The sequence below is a fragment of the Desulfobacterales bacterium genome (genome assembly GCA_034003325.1).
Lineage (GTDB): Bacteria > Desulfobacterota > Desulfobacteria > Desulfobacterales > JAFDDL01 > JAVEYW01.
Genome location: JAVEYW010000011.1, coordinates 97,104 through 119,791, shown reverse-complemented (window position 1 = coordinate 119,791; position 22,688 = coordinate 97,104). Strand labels below are relative to the sequence as shown.

Below are 22,688 nucleotides of genomic sequence, written 5' to 3'. Positions count from 1 at the left end.
ATTCCGGAAAAACGTGACCGGGCAACCCCAGGCCGCCCGGCCCATATCGAATCGCCGGGTCGACAAGCGCCCGGTATCGCGCCGTTCCCGTGCAGCATGGCTTTAGGATGCGTCGTTGATTTTTTCCCGAAGCTTGCCAGAGCATTTAAATGTAACGACGTTTCTCTCTCTCAGGATCAGATCATCCCCTGTGGCCGGATTCCGGCCTCTTCGGGATCGTTTGCCCTTAACCGAAAACTTGCCGAAACCCGATACCAGCACGTCTTCGCCGTTGGCAAGCGTGGATTTAATAATTTCAATCAAGCCTTCAATGATGTCGACGGACTTTTTTTTCGTAAACCCCAGATCGTTCACTGCTGCGACAAGATCGTTTTTGGTCAGTGCCATACTGCCTCCTCGTAGCCTAAATAATTCCTCACCAAATCCATATCGAATAGACCGCCACCTCGTATATGCCCCGACGCGGTTGGGCTAACACCTCGTAACCTGTATCATTATATCTGATGAACCGGATGGGTCGGGCTTGAAACCTCGTCCGTTTTTGAGCAATCCGCCGATGGCACGACATCCAGATTTTCAACTCTTTTCATGATGTCATCAATTCGACCGATGATGTCATCAATCTCCTTTTTCAATTGGGCGTCACTGACGTCGATCATAACCTTTTTAGATATATTTCATAATGTTAAAAAATTATTACCCGGGCGTCTTTAGCCTGACTTTAGCACATCCGACCGTTCGGGGCCGCCTATATCGCCCCGCTTATAGTCAAAAAAAAGGCGAAAAATAAGCCAGCCCTTAAAGATTAGCTTTAAAAATATACGGTTAGAATGGATATGTCAAGCACTGAACCATCAATAATGAAAACTGCGGGGAAGTATTAGCGAACCGTGCTCACCTCTAAGCGTCCATGAAAAGGGACTAATAACTGCTTTAAAAATACCGTCAATTTTCGTATTCATTTGGCGCTATCGAGGCTATGAGCGATTCAAAACCTTGATATCCAGTTGCTTCAAACAAGCCCGATTCGCCAGCAACAATATCCCCTGACGCCGCCAGGAGCTCACAGTGGCTAAGCGTCTCGTTTTCAGCCATGTGGATGCCGTATCCCTTCAGAAGATTCGGGTCAAAGTGACGCAGGGCAATTTGCCTGGCGGTCTTGGGGCCGTCCGCCAAGATTTTCATAATGTCAGCACATCTATCCACATGATGCGCAATCAGTTCATTCACCCTTTTCTCAAGAACAAAATCACACCACCGGCCGTGGCTGAACAGCCGGTGCCCCGGAAGAGGAATCATTTCCGGAAAATTCCGCCCTATCCTTTTCAGTCTTTTAAGGGACCGAATATAGGTGATAAGGCCATACGGGGAAAAAGAAGAACCGCTGTCAATATCAAGTACGGCATTCACCTGGTTCAGGAACGCCCTTCGCGTGGGAGAGGGGGTAATTTCCGGTAAAACCGTATCCCCTAGAAAAACGGCTTCGTTTCCCACGATGATGGTCAAGGCGTCCGGGCTGTGCCCCGGTAGAAACAGACAGGCAACATCTTTTTGAAGAAGGGTCCTGCCATCACCTATTTCACTGATTTTAAGCTCATTTCTTGCGCGGTGATAGTCAACGCAAGTTTGTGTTGTAAATTCTTCCGGCATAAAGCAGTGCCAGCAGGATGGGGGGAAATCCGCTCTAACGCCAGACGGTGCCTTTTCGGGACAAAACCGGATCAATTTACTGTAAAAACGATGGGCCATGGCCCGGGCGCCGGTTTGATGCATGATTTCGGCAAGGCCGCCGTCATGGTCCTCATGGCCGTGGCTGAGTATAATATGGTCAAGGTCTTTGGGCCGGAATCCAGCAAGTTCCATCATGTCCAAAAGCATTTTCCCCGTTCCGGTTCGGCCGGTATCAACGAGAAACGGCTTGTCAGCCAGCACCAGATAGTTCCATGTTGGACCCAAGTCCCAATCGCCGCCATAAGAATTCTTTGTTGGAAGCCCAACGATCTCGAGCCCGGAGGGAAGCCTTAATCGAAACGGCATGCCATTTCCGAGCGCATCTCCCATCGCCAACATTTCCACTTTCTCAATCCACAATTTCCCTTACTCCCATACCATAAAAGGATATTTTAACCATTCTAAGAACCACCCTCTCTCGCGTCATTCATGGCAGACAGAATTTCACCTGTCAACTTGCCCGTAAGGTTTCAGTAGTGTGCCGGGGTCCGCCCCGCCCGCCCGGAAAGATTCGAACACCGCTGGCAAGCAACCGGCTACCTGAGCTTGAAATCCGTCTTCTCCAGATCGAAACAGTCTCGCTTCAGCGCCTTTTCATCTTGGATCATCTTGTATTTTTGCACCCGGTGGGTAGGCGTTTTGGGGAATTCATCACGGAACTCAATGTAGCGCGGCACCTTGAAATAGGCCAATCGCTCTTTACACCATTGGATGATCTCGATCGGATCCAGATTTTCGTTCGGTTTGAGAATCACATACGCCTTAACGTCATCATCATATAATTCCGCGGGAACCCCGATCACAGCCGATTCCAATATCTTCGGGTGGGAATTGATCACATTTTCCACTTCAATGGAGGAGACGTTTTCCCCCCTTCGACGAATGACATCCCGCTTGCGATCCGCAAAAAAGAAATATCCGTCCTCATCCATCCAGCCCTGGTCTCCCGTATGAAGCCAGCCATCCCTGATGGCTTTTCGGGTGAGTTCAGGCTCTTTGAAGTACCCCTTCATCACAACGGGATTCCTTACCACTATTTCTCCAACGGTTCCCGCCGGAACCGGCTTGTCGTTTTCATCCACGATTCTGACCTCGTTAACAAATCCGGCGCCCGGAATTTGTTTCGGCAGCCCGATGCTTTTTTCTTTACGAAGGCCATGAAGCGGCTGAATCAAACAAAGGGCACACTCCGTCAATCCATATCCGGTAACAAATGTAAGCCCATATCGTTGTTCCAAATAATCCTGGAATGGTTTGTCAAGGGCGGGACTTCCGTATGCCGCTCTGACAGGATGATCTCTATCCTTGTCCGATTCCGGCTGCTTGCTGAGAATGCTCACCATGGCGCCGATATAATTAAATACGGTTGCCTGATAATGCCGTATTTGATTCCAGAACTTACTTGCGCTGAATCTGTCGACCAATATCAAACTGGCTTCGGCGGTAAGGGCACCGAGTGTGCTGTACGCCTGCGCATTCCCATGAAAAAGAGGTAAGCACGTAAACAGCCTGTCCTCCGGTGTGACATCCATCGGGTATCTGAATCCATAGCCACCTAACATTAAATATTTATGCGTCATGACAGCACCTTTGGACGGGCCTGTCGTGCCGGAGGTGTACATGATCTCACAAATATCATCTTCACGGATATCAATCGGCTTAAGCTTTGTCGAAGCGCTTTCCATGGCGCCTTCAAAAGAGATATAGCCACTGTTCTTGACGGCCCCTCCCATCATCAGAAAATTCTTTAACCCGGAGGTCTCTAATTTGATATTGTCAACGACTGCGGCCAACGAAGAATGAACCAAAATGGTGGTGGCCTCGGAATGGTTGATAATATATTTTGTCTCTTCCGTTCTATAATTCGTATTAATGGGAACCAGAACCGCGCCTATTTTTGACAGGCCGAACCAGCCATAAAGATATTCCGGGCAATTGGGAAGAAACAAACAAACACGATCCCCCTTCTTGATTCCCAACTCCAAAAAGACATTCGCGGCCCGGTTGATCTTATGATTGAATGCTTCATAACTTACTTCTTGTTCTTCAAAATAGAGAAATATCTTGTTCGGATTCCTCTCCGCATTTCTCTCGATGAGTTCTCTGATATTCATGGATACCCTCTCCCTTGTTCCACCCAATGGCGGCTCCCCCTTTTTATGGTTGTTTCCATACCTCTGCTAAGGCCGTTTGATTTTTTGTGAATCATACCAAAAAAATGGGTTAATTCAAGACGGGTAACCCCGCCGACACGCTCTGACCCTTTATCATAACATGTACGAAAGAGCGTGCATCATTTTCCATACGGCAACCGCGGCCTGATCCCCTTCGGGACAATCCGAACCCATTGCACTTTCAACTTGAACCCGGTAAAAGGGGAACAAGCGGTTCGTGGCGAAAAGGTTTTTCACACAAGCGCCGGTTCATCACAAAACGGCCATAGATAAATTGCGCATCAGGGAATTCGCATGACGGTACTTGAGGCAGATGGATATTATTTCCCCCCCGGGTTCGATGACCGGACGATTCGCTATACCGTAGCCACCGTTGCGCGAAACGGCATTGAATTGCGGTTAACGGTACCGGAGCTGAGCCGGGGCATCATCGCGGACCTTGCCGATTATCTGAAAAAAAACAGGGAGTCATACCTGAAGCGGGTTGCCGTGGCCCATATCATCGAGGTGCTCGATGAGGCCTCCAGGCGATGGATGACGCCGGATTACGGCCCCAGGCGCATGGCGCTGAAGACCATTCCGGTCGTCACCGGGTTTTCAATGGAAACCGTTGCCGAGAGTATCGACATCGAGATGGAAAGTTCGCAGGCCGAGGATATGTGGAAAGCGCTTCGCTCGGAGATCATCGACCCCTTGTCCCTGGACGGATTTCAGTATTCAACAGAATTAAACGGCCATCGCCGGGCGTACGGGCCCGAATTGATCGTTTCGTTTTTCTCGGAAAACATTCCGGCCCTGCCGCATTTGCTGTTCATGCGCGCAGCCCTGATCAAATCGGCCTGCCTGGGAAAGATGGCCTCCGGAGAGCCGACCTTTGCACCGCTGTACCTGAAGACCATTGAAGACATTGACCCCAAAATGGCAAAATCCATGGCGGTCCTGTATTGGCAGGGGGGGGATGAAGGCATTGAAAATGCGGCCTTTCATCAGGCCGATGCCCTGATTCTCTTTGGGGGGCTTAAAGCCTGCAACGCACTTCTGGAACGGGTGCCCCGCAGAATTCCGGTGCTGGTCCACGGCCATAAAATGGGACTGGGTGTTATCGGCAAGAAAAAGATGACCCGCGCCACCGTAACGGATCTGGCAGCAGCGGTTGCTTATGATGTTGCCATGTTCGACCAGCAAGCGTGCCTGGCTCCTCATTGTTATTATATCGAGGAAGGCGGCGAGGTGTCCGCCATTGAATTTTCAAAGGTTCTGGCCGAAGCCCTGGCCGACATGAATCAAAAAATGCCCCGCGGCGCGCTCTCCACCGGGGAAGCCGCGGCCATCAATCAGCTTCGGGGCCAATATGAAATGCGGGAGTTGAAAGGAGAAGCCGTGGCCCTCTTCACCTCCCCGGGCGGAACGGACTGGACCGTGGTGTGTGAAAAGGATCCCTTTTTATTTAAACCATCGCCTTTAAACCGCTTTATTCGCATTATCAGCGTCCATGATATCCACCAGATTCTGCCCACCTTAAAACCCCTCGGCCCGTTTCTGCAAAATGCGGCCGTGGCCATCGGGGATGACAGAGAGGCCGATTTTATCGAGCAGCTGGGCCAATGCGGCTTAACCCGCATTACCGCGCCGGGCAAGATGGCCGTGCCGTCCATGATGTGGCGTCATGACGGTATCTCCCCGCTGTCGGCCCTGTTGCGCTGGTGTGATATCGAAAAAAAAGGAGCGATGTAATAAAATGCACTTCAGTGTTTCAACCAACTGGGATCATGCGCTGTTGGCCGGGCTTGCCGAAACCTGCACGGAAGAGGTATACGGCAAACTGGCCGAAGATGCCATCGGCGGCGTTCGCCCCTCTTTTCTGCTTCCTCAAATCAGCCTAAGGGAAGCCGAAGACCATGTCCGCTGCGCACACGACAACGGGCTTCGGTTCAACTATCTGATCAATACCATGTGTCTCGGAAACATTCACTACTCCAGGGAGGGCTACCGGAACATCGTTTCTCTTCTCGAATGGATCGGGAATATCGGCGTCGATGTCGTCACGGTCGGCTTTCCGTACATGATCCGCCTGGTTCAGGAAGTCCTTCCCGGTATGAAAATAAAGGCGTCCAGCGTGTGCCGCATCAACTCGGTGCGCCGGGCCCGGCAGTATGAAGACCTCGGGGTGGATGAGATCATCATCGATGAAAACATCAACCGGGAATTTGAAACCCTGGCCGCCATTCGAAAGGCGGTTTCCTGCGAGACGGAGCTGATCGCAAATCCCTGCTGTCTGCATGATTGTCCGCACCAGCCGGAGCATGTGGCCCATGACGGGCACGCCTCTCAGACGCATAGCAAGGACACTTACTGCTATCTTCAGTACCCCTATTTCAACTGCACGTTAAAAAAGTTCACAAACCCCATTGAAATCATTCGCGCCCGGTGGATCCGGCCGGAAGATCTATGGGCCTATGAAGAAATCGGCTATCATAAATTCAAGGTCGTGGAACGATTTAAAAAAACGGGGGTATTGCTGGAAACCGTTCAGGCTTATCAAAACCGAAGCTTTGACGGCAATCTGATCGACATTCTGACGCTTACCAACCCGGACATCTATCTGAAGCCGGATGTATCTTATTTTAACAAACCCGAACACGTCCATGTGCCGCTGATCTCCCAGGTCGGCGGCCTGATGGATTTTGCCTTGCGGGATTTTATTTATATCGACAACAAAAAGCTCGACGGGTTTATCGAGTATTTTCGTAAAGGCGGCTCCTGCCGAAACCGGGATTGCGACACTTGCCACCATTGCCGGGCCGCGGTTGAAAAAGCCATCACATTTGATAAGGAACAGGCGGAACGTCGCCGCGGCGCATTTGAATCGTTTATTACATCCATCGTGAACGGGGATGTGTTTGCAGAAGGATGACAAAGGGCTCATGCAGTTTTCCATCGCCACCAACTGGGATCCCGGCCTGCTGGATTATTTGGAAGGCTCGCCGGTCACCAGTCAGTACGGCCAGATCTGGAATGATCCGCTCGGCGGCGGGCGCATGTCCGTGTTTCTGCCGAAAATCGATAAATCACAGGCCACCGAATTTATTGCGCTTTCCAAACAGCGCGGCATCGGCTTCACCTACCTTGCCAACGCCACCTGCTTTGACAATGCCGAATTTACCCGAGCCGGGTATCGAAAAATTCTCTCACACCTGGAATGGATCGCAAGCACCGGCGCGGATATGATCACGGTGAGCCTGCCCTTTATGCTCGCGCTGGTAAAAACGCATTTTCCGGAAATGAAGGTGAGCATCTCCTCCTTTGCCCGCATTCAAACGGTTTCGGCAGCCCGCTTCTGGGCGAATGCCGGAGCGGACAAGCTCATTTTACCGGAACCGACAGCGCGGGATTTCAAGCTGTTAAGGCGTATTCGGGAAAGTGTTTCCTGTGAACTGGAGTTGATCGCCAACCATACCTGCCTGTTTCACTGCCCGTTGGATCTGCATCATCGCAACATGGTCTCCCACGGCTCGCAGGCGGCACATGCCTGCGGCGGGTTTGCACCGGATTACTGCCGCCTCTCCTGCCAGCGGGAAAAGCTCAAGCACCCGGAGGAAATGATCCGCTCCCGATGGATTCGGCCCGAAGACGTGGACTATTATGCGGGCATCGGCATCGATTGCCTGAAACTGATTGAACGGTTTCGGGAAACCCGAAGCCTGGCGGAAATTCTAAGGGCCTACGAGGAGCGCCACTCACCGGCAAACTTCGCCGAGCTATTGTCCCTGCCGAAAGCAGGGGTTTACCGGGTACCGAACATAGAAACGATGGAGCGGCCCGATCTGATCGCCACCGATAAAATGAAGATTCTTCTGGACGTGCTGCGCGAGCCGTTTACGGATAAACTGCATATTGACAGCCAAAAATTGGACGGGTTTCTCGCCCATTACGAGAACGTCGACTGCAATCGAACCGATTGCAGAACCTGCGGTTATTGCCATCGCATGGCCGAGAAGGCCATTACCGTGGATGAGGCATGGCGAACCGAGATGATTCGAAAATTCGACCGGGCGATCGAGATTCTCACCACCGGGGAAATCGCAACATAAAACAGGTGCATGGCTTATGCATATTTTGTTCGTCGTTCCCGGCTGGCCGAAAAAGAGTTTTTGGGATGTTCTCTTTTTTAAATTTCCGCCGCTTTCCCTGGCGACATTGGCCGGCCTGACCGCATCGCCCCATCGCATCCGCTTTGTCGATGAGAGCGTCGGTGAGATTGATTTTTCCATCAAGCCGGATCTGGTGGCCATCACCCTCATGACACCGCTGGCACCCAGGGGGTACGAGATTGCGGACCGGTTTCGCCAAATGGGCGTTTCAGTGGTCATCGGCGGCATTCACGCATCCAATATGCCCGAGGAGGCGGCCCTTCACGCCGATGCCGTGGTCATCGGCGAGGCGGATCATTTATGGGGGAAAATCCTTCAGGATGCGGAAAAAGGCAGGTTACAGCCTTTTTACCGCCAAACCGCCTATACGCTTCTGAGCAAAATCGCACCGGCCAACCGAACGATTTACCCGAAAAAAGGGTATTTTTTTGAAAACATGATTCAAACCACAAGGGGATGCCCCTACCGATGCGAGTTTTGTTCGGTAACCGCCTTTTTCGGCGGAACCTACCGGACGCGCCCCATCGAGGGGGTTCTCAAAGAGGTCGAAAGCCTTCAAAACACCCCGGGATATATCTTTTTCGCGGACGACAATTTCATCGCCAGACCGGATCATACCGAAGCGCTCCTGAATCGGTTTAAAGCCTACCGCCGCCGCTGGGTCTGCCAGGCGCCGATCACCATCGCCAGGGACGAAACCATGCTGCAAAAATTTGCCGAAGCGGGATGCCACGGCATTTTTATCGGGTTTGAAAGTCTGAACAAGGACAATCTCGCGGTCATGGGAAAACGCCAGAACCGGGTCGAATTCTATGAAGAGTGCATTCATCGCATTCACGATCATGGTATCGGCGTTCATGGTTCTTTTGTCTTCGGATACGACCATGACACGCCGGCCGTATTCGATGAGTTTCTCAAATTTGCCGACAAGACCGCCTTGGACGGCGCCTTTTTGCCGGTATTGACGCCCTTTCCCGGCACCCGCATTTATCAACGGTTAAAAGCAGAGGGCCGAATTTTAAGCGAGGACTGGCGGCTTTACGATATGGCCACGGTGGTATATCGACCCAAGGGCATGAGTCCGGCCCGGCTTCAAAAAGGCTTCTGGCAGGTCAACGAGGGGTTTTATTCCATCGGTTCGACCCTTTGGCGCCTTTTCCGGCCGCGTTCTCTGAAACGGCGCAGCAACATCATTTTCATGCCGCTTTGTTTCGGGCATGTGCCGGCCATTCGAAAAGCCAGAAAATCCTTTACCGCACCGGACTGCTGGGCCGCATGACCGAGCCGGAGGAGAGAAAGAAACTTTGAAAACCACATTGGAAAACGACAACCTGACCGTTGAGCTGATGGAAAATCCGGATGTGATTGTCGTCGGCGGCGGCATCGGCGGATTGGTCTCGGCCGGCCTTCTGGTGCGTCGCGGATTGAAGGTGTTGTTGCTGGAAAAGGAAGACAAGGTCGGCGGCTATGTCACCGGATTTCGGCAACACGGCGTCTATTTCGATGCCACGGGCGCCTTTGTTGCCGCTTGCCTGCCGGGCGGGGAATTTCATTCTCTGTTAAGTGAACTGGGACTTGAAGAGACGCTTTCATTTTTGCCCATCGGCTCGGTCTGGAATATCTTTCCGGATATGAATGTCCGGTTCAATTACAGCACCCCCGAGGCCTACATTGATGTGCTGCGCAGAGAGTTTCCGGAAAAAATAACCGCTATGGAAGCTTATGCCAGGCAAACCCGGAAAATGGGAGCGGAATTTCTGGCATTTGAAACGGCCGGTGTCTGGAAACGCTTTTTTTTCCCGTTCTATTTTCCGACGTTGATGCGGTATGCTCGAAAATCCCATCAGCACATTCTGACCAAGTTTTTCGGGGAGGACGCCCGCATTCACCTCGCCTTGTCCACACTGCCCACCACCCTTCCGCCCAGTCTCTTGTCTTACGCCTTTGTGGCGGTATTATGGGCAAAGGTGCTCGGCAGCGGCGTTTTTTATCCCAAAGGCGGCATGCAGGCGCTCAGCACCGCCCTGGCAGGTGTTATCAAACAAAACGGCGGACAAATCGTATGCAATTGCCCGGTTAAAAAATTTATCACCCGGCGCAACAAAATAACCGGGCTGAAGCTCTCGGACGGCGGCGTTATTTCTTCCAGATGGGTGATTTCCAACACCAACCCCTTTCACGCGGATCATCTCTTTCAGGGCAAATATCGCCCGTATCGCGGCATGTATCGATTCGATCGCTATAAACCCTCCCTGTCGGCGGTTCTGTTTTATGTCGGGCTGCCCAAAAAAGCCCTGCCGGACGACTGGCCCTATTTCATCTCCATTCACACCACCTGGAATTGTGAAGCCATGTACACCGCCCTTCAGGCAGGGGATATGACCAAGGGACTGCACCTGGTCATTACCACACCGACGGTTCTGGATGACTCCCTTGGCACCAAAGGCGCGCACAGCCTTAAGATTTTGGTCCACGCACCGGGATACCGCAACTTCATCAATCAATACGCCGGGCCTGAAGCCATTACCGGCTTGAGACGCCATGTCTTTTCGATGATTCGAAAACACACGGGAATAGATATCGAGTCCGCGGCCCTTTTTGTGGAAACCGCCACTCCGTTGACCCTGATGACCCGAACCGGAAACGAAAACGGGGCGATGTACGGCCTGGATGCGGCATGCGGCCAGGTCGGCCCGCAGCGCCCCCCCAACCGGACCCGTCTAAGCAATCTGTTGTGGGTGGGGCATTATACCAGACCCTCTCACGGCATTGTCGGCAGCGCCATGTCGGGGTCTTTCGCGGCCAATATCATCCGCCGGAAAACCGGGCGATAACAACACGGCGTATCATCCGGCCGAATAAGAACCAAGCCGTTTTAAAAGGAGTACCGTATGAAAATAGACTTTCACATTCATCTGACCGACTACCAGCCCATGACTCAATCCCTGGCGGATTTTTTACGCCTGTCCTGGGGCAACCGGCTGGAATGGATGATTAAAACCTATGCTTCCCCGGAAAAATTCCTTGCATTAATGGATGAAGCGCAAATTGATTATGCCGTCATTCTGGCGGATATCTCTCCGGCCGTTACCGGCATCGCCACCAACGAAGCCACGGCCAAGTTCTGCTCGGCCAGTGACCGGCTGATTCCCTTTGCCAATTTAAACCCTTATACCTGTTCGAATATGGCTGGGGAACTTCAGCGGCTTACTGAAAAATACGGGTTCCGGGGAATTAAAATGTATCCCACCTATCAGTATTTTTATCCCAATGACGCGATTGTCTATCCGCTCTATGCAAAGGCTCAGGAGCTGGGGCTTCCCATCTCATTTCATACCGGTTCATCGACCTTTGCCGGGGCAAAACTCAAGTACGGGGATCCGCTCTTCCTTGATGATGTGGCCGTCGATTTTCCGGACCTCGTCCTTCTTCAATGCCACTGCGGCCGGCCGATCTGGTATGAAAAGGCCCTTGCCGTTACCCGGCTGCATCCCAACATTCATATGGAAATATCGGGCCTTCCGCCGAAAAAATTGCTCGAGTATTTCCCCGGGTTTGAACGCCTTTCCGATAGGGTCGTCTATGGTTCGGACTGGCCCGGCGTGTCCAGCCTGATCGATAATGCGCAGGCCATCGAAAATCTTCCGATAGGAGCGGACGCCAAAAAGAAAATCTTGGGCGAAAACGCAGCCAAAATTCTGAAGATTGGCGTGTAGCACTCTTCATTTCAGCCACCATTTCAACAGCGCTGCGACCCGTGGTGTCAGCCGAGTGCGATTGTAAGCGTCGGCCACCTGCCGGATCGCTTCCGCCCGGGTCGGGTAAGGGTGAATGATAGCCGAAAGGTGTTTGAGCCCTAACCCATGGCTCATGGCAAGCGTCAATTCAGAAATCATATCGCCCGCGTCAAATGCCACGATGGTGGCGCCAATGATTTTATCCGTGCCTTTGCGGATGTGCACGCGGACCAGTCCGTTGGTATGACCTTCAAGAATCGATCGATCGACTTCCTGTAATTGCCTTGTGAAGGTTTCGACAGCGATCCCTTGTTCCCGGGCCTCTTTCTCGTACAGACCGACATGCGCAATTTCCGGCTCCGTGTAAGTGCACCACGGAATGGTCAGCGCACTAACCTTGGCGCGGCCAAGGAACAGGGCATTGCGAATGACAATGCGCGCCATGAAATCGGCCGCATGGGTGAATTGATAGGGCGAACAAATGTCCCCGGCCGCATAAATGTCGGGGTTGCTCGTTTGAAGCCGATCATTGACCTGTACGCCTTTTTTTGTGAACGTCACGCGAGCGTCTTCCAGCCCCATGTTCTCTACGTTGGGTGCGCGTCCCACAGCAACCAGGAGTTGATCTACGACTTCATCATAGATCTTTCCGTGGGAATCCACAGTCAGACGGATTTTGCCCCCATCGACCCTGGCCAGTTTCAACCCTTTGCCACAGCAAAGCAGCTTGACACCATCCTTGCGCATGGATTCCAAGACGATGCCGGATGCGTCCTTGTCTTCCCTGGGCAAAATGCCGTGCATGGTTTCGATTAGAAACACTTCCGAACCGAATCGTGCAAAAGCCTGGGCCATTTCACAGCCGATAGGCCCAGCGCCGATGATGGCCATCTTTTTAGGCAGTTCAGTCAGGGAAAAAACGGTTTCATTGGTCAGATACGCTACCTCATCCAACCCCTCAATGGGGGGCGCCGCTGCCCGTGCGCCGGTGGCAATAACCGCTTTTTTAAACTTCAGCTGACGGCCATGGACATCTATGGTTTCGGCATCGACAAACCGCCCGTTTCCTATAAACACATCGATCCCCATGTCGCTGAAGCGCTGGACGGAATCGTTGGGGGCGATGGACGTTCTCAGGCGACGCATACGTTCCATGACCTGGCTGAAATCAACCTTCACGCCGCCTGGAACCTGCACGCCGAACGCCGCGGCATCCCGCACAGCGGCGGCTACGCGGGCCGCACTGATTATGGCCTTGGACGGCACGCAGCCGACATTCAGGCAATCACCGCCCATCAGGTGACGTTCAACCAGGGCAACCTTTGCCCCCATGCCGGCAGCCCCGGCCGCACAGACAAGTCCTGCCGTTCCAGCACCGATGACAACCAAGTTGTAGCGGGACGCGGGGGTGGGGTTCTGCCAATCAGCCGGATGAACATGCGATGCCAGCTGTTGGTTATGCTTGTCCCACGGGGTTAATATAGGTTGATCACTTTCATCTTTTAACATTGGCATCCTCCTTAACCGGCTGCGCCGGGGGAAATAGGCTATAGGCAATAGGCGATAGAGGAACGCTGGAAACCCATAGCCCATCACCCATAGCCCATCTACTCATTCAATGACCAGTCATAATTCAGGTACTTGACCGAATACCCGCCCACCGAGAGAAAGTGACTATCAGCGGCGGCAAGGTATTGGCTGTAAAAGTTTGCAACGGCACGCTCGGTTTTGTCGAGTCCGGTAAATCCGGTGGCCGGTGCGTACCTGGCGATAAAGTCTTCTCCGTACCACTTAAAGATGGATGAGAAATAGACAACCTTTTTTTCGCGGTCAATGCGAAGACCGGCCGGGCTAACCAGATACCGCCAGGATTGGTCGTCAAGCTGTGCATCCAGTTTGTCGGCAAGGTAAGCCTCGCTGCGAAGGGGGGGGCATCCCTTGGCGGCACAGACCAGAACCATGTGGATACGGGGCTCGCTATACAGCTTGCGCAGAATGTCGTGTTCCAGATGATTCAAGGTGAGGGTCCTGCCGAACAGTCTTACAACCGGCTGATCCCAGGGTCCCTTCAAGAAGCTGCCGATATCCTTGATGCTCTTGACCGGATAGTGGTCAATAATCAGCTTCAGGGTGGCCGCGTTGTAGAGGTTGATCAAGAACGCCAGTCGCTGAGATTCCGTCCATGAGTTGAATTCTTCTTCCGGAACCCCGGCGGCGCTTTCCAGATAAGGGTCCAGTACCTTGGGGGCATTTTTAAGGCCGCTATAGTTCACGCGGCCATCCGTGACATATGCCTTCAAGACCTTATCATAGCGATCATACGTCTGGTCAAACACCTGCGCCGATACAACATTCGTCGAAATAGCCAACACCGCGGCCAAAAGAAACGCCGCCATGCCAGTGAGAAAAATCGCGTGTACAACTGTTTTCATGGGGGTGCCGGGATAACCCAAGTTGACCGCCTGGACTGCACCCATTGCCGGAGTCCGAATTGTAGCGATACATAACTGATCGATATTCGGTTTTTGTGTCATGGTTATCTTCCTTCCAATCGTCGATGTTCCGCTTCAAGTCGTGGATATGTTGAGCCTGTCAGACCCACTACCAGAAACATGCACGCTTTTGCGTGTATATTCGCCTAAGGTGAAAAATGGCTTTTACGCATCCCAGCATCCCAGCATCCCAGCATCCCAGCATCCGGCTTTGCCGGATTGGGCATATTCCTGTCCACCACGGGATTTATTTATGCTATTTGTCGCGGATACTCGCCACCTCCGGCCTGAATTTCCGGTTATAAAAGGCCAGCAGCTTTTTCATGGTGATCGGAAAAAGACCGAGCACCACGAATGAAATCAGAACCCCTGGTGACAGGATGCCGGACAAGGACTCAATCTTGGCCAGTTCTTTGCCGGCATTCACATAAACAACGGTCCCGGCAAGCATGCCGAGCTGCGACACCCAGAAAAAGGTGAACAGCCGCATGCGGGTAAGCCCCATGAGCAGGTTGATGACAAAAAACGGAAAAATCGGCACCAGACGAAGGGAAAAAAGATAAAATGCTCCTTCCTTTTCGATGCCGTCATTAATGGTCGTAAGTTTATCGCTGAATTTGTTCTGAATCCATTCCCGCAAGAGAAAGCGGGAGACAAAACAGGCCAGGGTGGCCCCGATGGTGCTGGCAAAGGAGACGACCACAGTTCCGACAATTAGACCGAACAGCCCGCCGCCTGCCAGCGTAAGCACCACGGCGCCGGGCAGCGACAGGGCGGCGACCGCGATGTAGATTCCCATGTAAGCGGCAATGACCATAAACCGATGCGACAGGTAGAGCGTGTGAAATTTTTCCTGCGACATCTTAATGTAGTCGAGGGAAAGGTATTGCCCGATGTCAAAATATCGGAAGGCGGCAATGCCAAGCGCAACGAGCCCGACCACGACAACCTTGCTGATCAGCGTCCTCTTTTTGTCCTGTGTCATTGCTTTTTATCCCTTTTGTAAAATTTGTCTCCTATAAAATGCCGCACCCCGCAGACAATATAAAACCTGCCATAGGCCAATACCTCAAGTTCGTAATCCCGACAAGCCCTGCCATAGAACATTGCCACCCATGCCAGGGTTTCCGATGCAGGGGGTGGTAAGCCGGGCAGTCACTTCTGGTGGTGTCAGCTCTTCGCCGGTCAGAAATCAGTGAAGATAGCCTATTCCTCGACCGAAATCCACAAGGTTGCCGGTAATATAGTTGTCCGGCAGAACGCGGTGATGCGGAATCCGTCTCTCCCTGCTGCGCCAACCAAGGCGCTACGCGCCATGCCTGGCGCACAAATAAAAAAAGGCAGGGTTTTTAACGACCCTGCCTTATTGTACCCGAATAGTTTGTCGAATTATTTTTTTATTCTCTTTATGCTGGCACCAATAATGCCGACTGAACCGAACCAAAAAAGAAGCAGGGTAGAAGGCTCTGGAACAACGGGTCCGTTCGAGCCTTGTCCATCTTCGGATGCCCGTACCAGCCAACTCGCATAGGAATCACCTTGATCACCGGGAAAAAAAACATTTTCCCATGGATTTGCTTCAGCACTGGAAGCTGAGTCGCCCGTATTATTATTATATAAAGTAGAAGAGAAAAGATAACTTGCTTTATAACCTCCAACGCCTGTTGGATTGTAAATCGGGTCTGGTATAATAAACCAATGCCAATCACCTGTAAGAACATCGGCTATATTAGTTTGTATTGTAGCCGTAGGCGGGAAACCGCCCAAGTCTTGATATTGGGTCAATGGAGATCCCATAAGGCTGAGTAAGTTAAGTATTCCATCAACGTCTGTTGTATTAGGATATGGGCTATTTATACCCGAGTGAAAAAAGAGGGTTTCAACTTCGGCAAGCGATGCATAGCGAAACCCATGCAAAGCAGCCCCGGGAACCAAGAGTCCTTGGACACTGCTATAGGATAATCCGGCAGTCTGGGTGAGATCAAGCCATTCAAGATTAGTTCCCTGGTCTAACGTCAGAAGCTTATCATTATTTACAAGAAAATCTTTCTCAATAAGAGCGGCACTTACATCATAAGGCAACCACAAGGATAGGAGAAGAACAAGGACAACACCCAGTTTGTTGGCTTTTCTAAGATACGCCTCACAGCACATAATACCCCTCCTTTTCTCTTCTAAGGCTGATTTACCCGTAAAAAGCGAAATTAGATTCGATTAAACTATGTATTGCATCCTGCTTGGTTGTGGAAAAAGCAAAAAATGTACCAACAAACTCTAAAATAAAATTATAATTTTATCAGTATGATGTGCACATATTGACCTAAACATCTCGTGAAAACATGTAATAAATGTAACAATAATATGAAATAAACTTCCCAGACCGCTATAAAGAAAAAGCAAAATCGCCCTATAATGAATAATATTTAAAATTGAATTGAGAATAATATCAAAAAAAGGGCTATGGGAAACCCCATAGCCCTTCGGTTCTTATGGAGCCGGCGGGCGGATTTGAACCGCCTACCTGCTGATTACGAATCAGCTGCTCTACCACCTGAGCTACGCCGGCCAAAGCGTGGGAAGCCTTGTAACATAGCGATTTACAAGCCGTCAAGGCGTTTTTCAACCATGGCTTAAATAAGACCCGAAATAGCCGCTATGAGCGCGGAAAAAAACAGGCGCTGAAAGACGTCACGTCGAAAGACAGTAAATCGAAGGCAAATCGCACACCCCTTCAGGGTGGTCAAAATGCCGTTAAGATATGGGACTCAATGTCCCGCTGTAGCTTGGACTGATAATAAGCGACCTGGCCCCCGTTGCCCATGATCATATCAAGTTGCCGAGTATGAAGGGTTAAATATCCTAAAATAGCAAGTCGAGCCTTTATGTACGCCTGCGACTCTTCCTGAATGCGGGCGCTTAGATGATCTTCACGGATTTTCACCCAAAACCCGTATTTTTCCAATATTTCGCCGATAAAAACCGTGCGGCAGATTCTTCGGTGAAAATCAGCGGCGCCCCCTTTGAACTGAAAACTGATGTAGTTTTCTCTTTTTCGGTCGCTGACAAGGGTCTCAAGCGTGGAAAAATGATACCCTAGCCTGGAATTGAGGCTGCAAAAATTCTTTGAGATCATAAAGAAGTTCTGCTCGGCGTACTTCGTTCGAACGCCGGTCACGAGAGACGGGTTGGTCGTGGATTGAAACATGACCGCCATCAGGCCCTTTCCATCGATAGCGGGCGGGCCGTCCCAGGGAACCGCGGCAAACCCGTCCCAGAAGGCAAGCATCGGCACAGAAGCGATGTTCTCAAGCTTCACGTATTTTCCGGTCACTTCCGTGGTAAAGCCGTCATCCAAATTCAACACCCACCATTGCATGGGAACGCGATAATAGAGTTGCTTGCCGGATCTTTCCGGAAAGCTGTGGTTTTTCCCGAAGCTGAACATCTCCATCACAGATTTTTCATGAATAAAGCGGGTAATATCATGAAAGGTTTGGCAGTTTTCGGCCGCAAATTCCCTGGCGTCCGGATCCAGCAGGTTCAGCGGCACAATCCATTCGGAAGCCTTTTTGAGAATATTATAGACCGGACTTCCGGTAATATCGGGGGCTGCCGTTTTGTCCTCCGTTAAGAGCGACTGAACACATCCCCGGTAGATTTTTTGGTTGTCCGCATCCACCGTCACCTGATCCCCCGGGTGCAACCGGCTCATGACATCTTCAAGCGCAAAAAGGGCCGGGATTCCAAATTCCCGGGCAACGCTGGCCAAATGGCCGGCCACGCCGCCCTGGGCCGTTACCACCGCGGCGGCCCGATTCAACAACGAGGCCCATGCAGGCAGCGCTTGTCGCGCAACAAGAACCGCCCCTTTCGGAAAGCTTAAGGCATCGGCCTGTTTTTCAACCGGGAACACCGTACCACAAGCTGCGCCGGGGCTAACCGTCACGCCGCCCTCGGCCAGAATCGGATACACATCCGCCGGCACCGTCTGTACAAAAGGCTTTTGTTCCGTCCGCTTCATCTGCTGAAGCGGACGGCATTGCAGCACAAAGATCTCCCCCCTGGCGTCAATCGCCCATTCGATATCCTGGGGATGGTTGTGATAGGATTCGAGCATCAGGGCCATTCTAGCCAGGGCTACCACCTGCGTATCGTCAAGAGACGGGCTGGTTGCCGCCGATGCCGACACCATTTCCCGGCAAAGCCCGGAATCGGTATCGCAACAGACGTATTTAATGTCCTTGGACCCTATTTCCCGCTGTAAAATGGCATGGGGCGAGGTTCTGGAAACGATAAACGAATCGCTGGGGGCGGTGCCATCCACCACCGTCTTGGGCAATCCCCAAACGGAATTGATCACGACCGCATCCCCATGGGCGCCTCCCACGGGGTTTTGGCTATACAGAACACCGCCGGCCACCGCATCGATCATTTCCATACATCCCACGGCCATGGGAACGTCTTCATCCCTGACCCCTTTGTGTAACCGGTAAATAATGGCATGAAGGTTGTACTTGCTGGCGACAACCTCCTTATAGGTCTCCGGAATATCTTCGCCGCCGACATTCAGCGCGGAATGATACTGGCCGGCATAGGAACTTCCCTCGGAATCTTCACCCAGCGCACTGCTTCTGACTGCAACCGCCTTATCTTTTCGGCCGCCTGCGGAAAATACTTCCCATGCCTCTTGAATTGCTTTCAGAAAATCCGAAGGCAGTTCGGCTTGACGAATCAATTGCCGAATGCGAACACTCAAGGTGTACAGCCCTTCCACATCTTCCACATTCGCAGATTGCACCAACCGGTTGATTTCGTCCCGAAGGCCGGTTGCCCGAATAAAGTACTCATACGCATAGGTCGTGATGGCAAAGCTGTCCGGCACATTGAGCCGAAGCTTGTTTTTTATCTCTCCGAGCATCGCCATCTTGTTGCCAACCAAATCGACCGAATGTCTATCCATCGCACTGACCGGCACCACGAGCATCGGTTCCGTGGGTATTTTTTTGACCGCCAGAATGCAAGCGATCTTTTCATTGATTTCTTTAAATCGGGAAAGAAGGGCCGGATATTTGGCGGACGCCAAACGATCAAGGCTCTGAATCATGCGCAACACGTTCACCGACACGCTCGTGCAGCGATCTCGAACAAAAGCCATGCCGAAATTTTGCTGCCGGTGAAGCGCCTGTTCGATGTCGGCCATCTTCTGCAACGCATCGTTGTTGGCATTAAGCAGAAGCTTGAAATGATGATAGCGATCCTTAAACGCGATACGAAGCGCCTCCGCCGCCTGCTCATCTTGGGGCGACGGGCCGGAGTGAAACAAACGGGACAAATAGGCTCGAAATCGGTTCATAGCCCCATCAAGACATTTGTGATTCAATGTACATAGTTCAGTATCGAGGCAAAAAAGGCTGAAGGGAATCACGCCCACCCTTCAGCCTTTTGCTCAACAGGTTGACCTCATCGGATCAATGCTCCAGTTTTAAGCCCCAGCCTTCAAACATAAACAACACGCTAAATCCGAACCAAAGGGTGTAAATAACATAAAAAACCAGTGAAAACGTCACCAAGCCCACACAGTTGGAGATTTTAACCGGTTCGATATGATAATAGTTGTAGGCCAGTTCGACCGCCTTTTTGATGGTCAGATCCACCATCTTGGCATCCTTGAATTTCTTCTGATGATTCAAGTCCTTGGCCAGAACTTTCAGCGCCTTATACCAGCCGTACACCACCACCCGCTCATCCATGCCGTATTTGGCGCGGATGGTCTTGCCGTCATTGTTATACATGCTTTGCGCGTCTGCAAGGCAATTATCCAGAATCTGCCCCATGGTGCCGTTCACGGCAACCTCGTTTCCGGTTGTCTTGACTTCGACGCCGGCCTTTTCAAACAGCAGGGCCGTTTCCGATGCACTCTTCTCATTGGTCATTGTCAGCGTGGCGGTTACCGGTGTGGCGGCATACTCGGCGGCTTTTTCCCGAACCATGGGAATATAATTGGCCGAATCCTTGGATATGGAGTTATATAAGGAGTCCAGATAATTCAACCCGTTTTGCTTGGTGTTGTTCGGACCAGGATAGATGGATGCAAACAAAAGACCCAGCACAACCGCGAACCCGATCAGCATCACAACCCCCGTGAAAAATTTCTGCTTATGTGCAATCATGAGTGCGCCCCCTCTCCTTTCAATACATTAATATTTTTGAAAAAGACGCCAAAGACCCATACGGCGAACAAAATGATGACAATAAAAAAGGCGTAAAATCCGATTCGTTCCAAGATCTTACAAACCTCTTGAGATAGCGGAAGATATTCTAAGTCCGCCAGTTTGGTCGGAAGCGCGAAAAACCGGTTCATAAAACCGGAAAGCACCGCCATCGCATAGAACCCCCGAATCGTAACACCGGAAACCACCTTGGTCGCCATGGAACCGACCTGAATACCGACCAGGGAGCCGAGCAGCATGCCGATGGCAAGGGTGTAAAAAATGAAGCCGTAGACCGCGTACTGTGCGATTCCGGCATAACCGGCCGTGAAAACGATCTGAAAGATATCCGTTCCCACTGTGGTCATGGACGAAACGCCCAGCACGTACACAAAGATCGGAAAGGTTAAAAACCCGCCGCCAACCCCCATGATACCGGCCGCAAGACCGACCAGCACACCGGAGAGAACCAAAAACACCCAGGAAATCTGACGTCCGTGCGGTGAAAGATCATAATCGAATTTAATCATCGGCGGAATGTTGATGGCCTGAAGCTTTTTGGGCAGGTTGCCCAGCTCGGCGCCTTCGCTCTTTTTGCCTTGACCGGCGTCCACGATGCCCTGTTTCCGAACCTTCAAAAAATCAATCAGGGCGTAAAAACCTAAAAACCCCAGCATCAACGCATAAATCGTTGTAATGAAGGCATCGCTCATCATGGGGTTGAACTCATAGATCACCCGGTTGATCACACCGCCCAGGGTCGCGCCGATGCCCGAGCCGATCAGGAAGACAAAGGCCAGTGCAACGGAGATGTTCCCGAGCTTCCGGTGCAACACGCTGCCCATGATGGCCTTGGCGAAGATATGGAACAAATCGGTGCCGACGGCCAGAATACCCTTGACGCCCGCGCTCATCAACGCCGGGGCAATAATAAAGCCGCCGCCCGCACCGATACACCCGGTAATGAGTCCCGCACAAACGCCGACCAGGATGGAGACAAAGAAAATCGTATTGGTATAAAAGGCCGGGCTGTAAGCTGTTTTGCCCCCGATAAAATCCGGCAGGCCGGCAGTGATCTGGTCGGCAAAGGCAATACCGCCCAAAAGGATCGGAAGCGTCAACAACCCGAGAATCACCAAGCGGCGTTTATCATGCAAAATCGTGTTCGATACATCCAACTCCCATTTGGCATGGGCTCTAGCACCCATCATCATGAATCGGCCCCACTCTTTAAAGAAATTCATTGTTCTGATACTCCTTTGCAATCATTAATGGTTCATATTCCATGAAGGGCGGCCTATCCCTGGTCCCTTCGTTCCTTCATCTGCAAAATCTTCTGTTCCTGAATCATTTTTTTTTTATAAGCGTCCTGAAGTTTGAAAAAAAGTTCATCAAAATCCACCGGCTTCATCAGGTAGTCAAAAGCTCCCTGTTCCATGCCTTCAATGGCGGCATCCATGCTGGCATGGCCGCTGAGAATAATGACTTCGGTCAGGGCCTTCGCAGCTTTGATGGTGCGCAACACCTCAAGACCGCTCATTCCCGGCATTTTGACATCCACAACCACCACATCAAACGGTTTTTCGGCAATCAGTTGAATCGCCTCCCGGCCGGAACCGGCGGTCTCGACATTCAACTGGCGTTTGACCAGGCGTTTCACCAGCGGATAAAGAAAATCCGGTTCATCGTCGACCAGCAAAACATTAAACCCTTCTGTCTTCATTGCTTCCGCCTTCCAATGATGGATTGAATTTTGCCGACCAGATCCTCAAAATTATACGGCTTTGACAGATAATCCGCGGCGCCGTAACGCTGCCCGTCCGCTGCGGCGGCCTGGCATCCGTGGCCGGTCAGAATCATCACGGGCAACTCCGGAACCATCATTTTAAAAACCTTAAGCACTTCAATGCCGTCGAGGCCTTCCATCTTGAAATCCACCACCGCGATATCCACATCCTGCTGCCGAAGAATTTTAATCGCCTCGGGCCCGTTGCCGGCCGTCATCACATCAAATTGTCTTTTGCGCAGGCGCTTGGCAAGCACTTGCACGAACCCTTCCTCATCATCCACCAGAAGAATTTTGACAGGACGACTCTGATTATTGTTGCCTGCGCTCATGCGATACTCCTAATCCGGCAAAGCCGGAAGCTGGGCGGCTGAACTGCTTGGCCGCCAACGACCTTCTCCAATGATC

19 protein-coding genes and 1 tRNA gene are annotated in these 22,688 nt (G+C 51.7%); 6 read left to right on the top strand and 14 right to left on the bottom strand.

Annotated features, from left to right (window positions below; all coding sequences use genetic code 11):
* Positions 1 to 102: 102 nt before the first annotated feature.
* From RBT11_13145 to RBT11_13130, 4 genes are all read right to left on the bottom strand, one after another.
* A complete protein-coding gene (locus RBT11_13145) occupies positions 103 to 387 on the bottom strand; it encodes an integration host factor subunit alpha (GenBank protein MDX9787723.1) in 285 nt (94 codons plus the stop codon).
* A gap of 107 nt (positions 388 to 494) precedes the next feature.
* Positions 495 to 659, bottom strand: a complete 165-nt coding sequence (locus RBT11_13140; GenBank protein ID MDX9787722.1) for a hypothetical protein — start codon at positions 657 to 659, stop codon at positions 495 to 497.
* A gap of 286 nt (positions 660 to 945) precedes the next feature.
* Entirely contained in the window at positions 946 to 2,091 is a 1,146-nt protein-coding gene (locus tag RBT11_13135) for an MBL fold metallo-hydrolase (GenBank protein ID MDX9787721.1), read from the bottom strand.
* A 176-nt stretch (positions 2,092 to 2,267) separates the two neighbouring features.
* A complete protein-coding gene (locus tag RBT11_13130; GenBank protein MDX9787720.1) occupies positions 2,268 to 3,845 on the bottom strand; it encodes an ATP-dependent acyl-CoA ligase in 1,578 nt (525 codons plus the stop codon).
* Positions 3,846 to 4,199: 354 nt separating this feature from the next.
* Between RBT11_13130 and RBT11_13125 the strand changes: the two genes are divergently transcribed.
* Genes RBT11_13125 through RBT11_13100 form a run of 6 tightly spaced genes read left to right on the top strand, consistent with a single transcriptional unit; the run spans position 4,200 to position 11,772 of the window.
* Entirely contained in the window at positions 4,200 to 5,639 is a 1,440-nt protein-coding gene (locus RBT11_13125) for an acyl-CoA reductase (GenBank protein ID MDX9787719.1), read from the top strand.
* A 4-nt stretch (positions 5,640 to 5,643) separates the two neighbouring features.
* Positions 5,644 to 6,819, top strand: coding sequence for a U32 family peptidase (locus tag RBT11_13120; GenBank protein MDX9787718.1), 1,176 nt, complete (start codon positions 5,644 to 5,646; stop codon positions 6,817 to 6,819).
* Complete coding sequence (locus RBT11_13115) at positions 6,806 to 7,996, top strand: U32 family peptidase (GenBank protein MDX9787717.1); 1,191 nt, start codon at positions 6,806 to 6,808, stop codon at positions 7,994 to 7,996. The genes RBT11_13120 and RBT11_13115 overlap by 14 nt, the downstream gene beginning before the upstream one ends.
* A gap of 16 nt (positions 7,997 to 8,012) precedes the next feature.
* Complete coding sequence (locus RBT11_13110) at positions 8,013 to 9,335, top strand: radical SAM protein (GenBank protein MDX9787716.1); 1,323 nt, start codon at positions 8,013 to 8,015, stop codon at positions 9,333 to 9,335.
* 25 nt (positions 9,336 to 9,360) lie between these two features.
* A complete protein-coding gene (locus tag RBT11_13105) occupies positions 9,361 to 10,890 on the top strand; it encodes an NAD(P)/FAD-dependent oxidoreductase (GenBank protein MDX9787715.1) in 1,530 nt (509 codons plus the stop codon).
* A 57-nt stretch (positions 10,891 to 10,947) separates the two neighbouring features.
* Positions 10,948 to 11,772: an amidohydrolase family protein gene (locus RBT11_13100; protein ID MDX9787714.1), complete on the top strand. Its 825-nt coding sequence runs from the start codon at positions 10,948 to 10,950 to the stop codon at positions 11,770 to 11,772.
* 6 nt (positions 11,773 to 11,778) lie between these two features.
* Here the strand turns inward: RBT11_13100 and RBT11_13095 are convergent, their stop codons facing one another.
* The 10 genes from RBT11_13095 to RBT11_13050 all read right to left on the bottom strand — a co-directional run bounded on the left by RBT11_13095 (position 11,779) and on the right by RBT11_13050 (position 22,612).
* Entirely contained in the window at positions 11,779 to 13,302 is a 1,524-nt protein-coding gene (locus RBT11_13095; protein MDX9787713.1) for a mercuric reductase, read from the bottom strand.
* A gap of 98 nt (positions 13,303 to 13,400) precedes the next feature.
* Positions 13,401 to 14,327, bottom strand: a complete 927-nt coding sequence (locus RBT11_13090; GenBank protein ID MDX9787712.1) for a DUF547 domain-containing protein — start codon at positions 14,325 to 14,327, stop codon at positions 13,401 to 13,403.
* Between the two features lie 214 nt (positions 14,328 to 14,541).
* Complete coding sequence (locus RBT11_13085; protein ID MDX9787711.1) at positions 14,542 to 15,270, bottom strand: TVP38/TMEM64 family protein; 729 nt, start codon at positions 15,268 to 15,270, stop codon at positions 14,542 to 14,544.
* A 404-nt stretch (positions 15,271 to 15,674) separates the two neighbouring features.
* The gene (locus RBT11_13080; GenBank protein ID MDX9787710.1) at positions 15,675 to 16,439 is read right to left on the bottom strand and encodes a PEP-CTERM sorting domain-containing protein; all 765 of its coding nucleotides are present in this window, start codon (positions 16,437 to 16,439) and stop codon (positions 15,675 to 15,677) included.
* 336 nt (positions 16,440 to 16,775) lie between these two features.
* Positions 16,776 to 16,851: transfer RNA gene (locus RBT11_13075), tRNA-Thr, on the bottom strand.
* Positions 16,852 to 17,025: 174 nt separating this feature from the next.
* The gene (locus RBT11_13070) at positions 17,026 to 19,638 is read right to left on the bottom strand and encodes a PEP/pyruvate-binding domain-containing protein (protein ID MDX9787709.1); all 2,613 of its coding nucleotides are present in this window, start codon (positions 19,636 to 19,638) and stop codon (positions 17,026 to 17,028) included.
* A 115-nt stretch (positions 19,639 to 19,753) separates the two neighbouring features.
* Complete coding sequence (locus RBT11_13065; GenBank protein MDX9787708.1) at positions 19,754 to 20,455, bottom strand: hypothetical protein; 702 nt, start codon at positions 20,453 to 20,455, stop codon at positions 19,754 to 19,756.
* Positions 20,452 to 21,738: a sulfite exporter TauE/SafE family protein gene (locus RBT11_13060; protein ID MDX9787707.1), complete on the bottom strand. Its 1,287-nt coding sequence runs from the start codon at positions 21,736 to 21,738 to the stop codon at positions 20,452 to 20,454. Before RBT11_13060 ends, RBT11_13065 begins: the two co-directional genes overlap by 4 nt.
* A gap of 53 nt (positions 21,739 to 21,791) precedes the next feature.
* Complete coding sequence (locus RBT11_13055) at positions 21,792 to 22,217, bottom strand: response regulator (protein ID MDX9787706.1); 426 nt, start codon at positions 22,215 to 22,217, stop codon at positions 21,792 to 21,794.
* On the bottom strand, positions 22,214 to 22,612 hold the full coding sequence (locus RBT11_13050) for a response regulator (protein ID MDX9787705.1): 399 nt from the start codon (positions 22,610 to 22,612) through the stop codon (positions 22,214 to 22,216). Before RBT11_13050 ends, RBT11_13055 begins: the two co-directional genes overlap by 4 nt.
* Positions 22,613 to 22,688 lie beyond the last annotated feature (76 nt).

What these genes read in the sequence shown, in the direction of transcription:
- RBT11_13130 (MDX9787720.1), bottom strand. Translation starts at nt 3,845, where the DNA reads ATGAATATCAGAGAACTCATCGAGAGAAATGCGGAGAGGAATCCGAAC.
- RBT11_13065 (MDX9787708.1), bottom strand. Translation starts at nt 20,455, where the DNA reads ATGATTGCACATAAGCAGAAATTTTTCACGGGGGTTGTGATGCTGATC.
- RBT11_13125 (MDX9787719.1), top strand. Translation starts at nt 4,200, where the DNA reads ATGACGGTACTTGAGGCAGATGGATATTATTTCCCCCCCGGGTTCGAT.
- RBT11_13070 (MDX9787709.1), bottom strand. Translation starts at nt 19,638, where the DNA reads ATGAACCGATTTCGAGCCTATTTGTCCCGTTTGTTTCACTCCGGCCCG.
- RBT11_13090 (MDX9787712.1), bottom strand. Translation starts at nt 14,327, where the DNA reads ATGACACAAAAACCGAATATCGATCAGTTATGTATCGCTACAATTCGG.
- RBT11_13110 (MDX9787716.1), top strand. Translation starts at nt 8,013, where the DNA reads ATGCATATTTTGTTCGTCGTTCCCGGCTGGCCGAAAAAGAGTTTTTGG.
- RBT11_13140 (MDX9787722.1), bottom strand. Translation starts at nt 659, where the DNA reads ATGATCGACGTCAGTGACGCCCAATTGAAAAAGGAGATTGATGACATC.
- RBT11_13080 (MDX9787710.1), bottom strand. Translation starts at nt 16,439, where the DNA reads ATGTGCTGTGAGGCGTATCTTAGAAAAGCCAACAAACTGGGTGTTGTC.
- RBT11_13095 (MDX9787713.1), bottom strand. Translation starts at nt 13,302, where the DNA reads ATGTTAAAAGATGAAAGTGATCAACCTATATTAACCCCGTGGGACAAG.
- RBT11_13060 (MDX9787707.1), bottom strand. Translation starts at nt 21,738, where the DNA reads ATGAATTTCTTTAAAGAGTGGGGCCGATTCATGATGATGGGTGCTAGA.
- RBT11_13050 (MDX9787705.1), bottom strand. Translation starts at nt 22,612, where the DNA reads ATGAGCGCAGGCAACAATAATCAGAGTCGTCCTGTCAAAATTCTTCTG.
- RBT11_13085 (MDX9787711.1), bottom strand. Translation starts at nt 15,270, where the DNA reads ATGACACAGGACAAAAAGAGGACGCTGATCAGCAAGGTTGTCGTGGTC.
- RBT11_13145 (MDX9787723.1), bottom strand. Translation starts at nt 387, where the DNA reads ATGGCACTGACCAAAAACGATCTTGTCGCAGCAGTGAACGATCTGGGG.
- RBT11_13120 (MDX9787718.1), top strand. Translation starts at nt 5,644, where the DNA reads ATGCACTTCAGTGTTTCAACCAACTGGGATCATGCGCTGTTGGCCGGG.
- RBT11_13055 (MDX9787706.1), bottom strand. Translation starts at nt 22,217, where the DNA reads ATGAAGACAGAAGGGTTTAATGTTTTGCTGGTCGACGATGAACCGGAT.
- RBT11_13100 (MDX9787714.1), top strand. Translation starts at nt 10,948, where the DNA reads ATGAAAATAGACTTTCACATTCATCTGACCGACTACCAGCCCATGACT.